At 63.4% G+C, this 295-nt stretch carries 1 pseudogene; it reads right to left on the minus strand.

Going from position 1 to position 295, the window contains the following annotated elements:
- Positions 1-196: 196 nt before the first annotated feature.
- Positions 197-295: pseudogene (locus CJZ82_RS17565) on the minus strand (IS1595 family transposase); the annotation flags it as partial.

Raw genomic sequence — 295 nt, forward strand, 5'->3', positions numbered from 1 at the left:
GACGCCCATCGCTACCGCGGCAACGGGGCCGGAGCGATGGCGACGCTGCGGACGGCAGCGCTCAACCTGCTCCGACTGGCTGGATTTCAGTCGATCAAAGCCGGCATGCAAGCCGTAACTCACGACATCGCGGCGCTACTGGCGATGGCGACGAGAAAGCCAGCACCAAGCCCGAGTTAAGACTTTGAATCAGCCCTGCGTGCCGGGGGTGGCCTGACTCATCGAGAGAGACGGCCGCCACTATCGGCAGCTTGTTCTCTGATCCACGACCAGCCTTGCCACCACAGCGTTCTCC

It is taken from the genome of Synechococcus sp. 1G10 (genome assembly GCF_002252625.1).
In the GTDB taxonomy this organism is placed as follows: domain Bacteria; phylum Cyanobacteriota; class Cyanobacteriia; order PCC-6307; family Cyanobiaceae; genus Regnicoccus_A.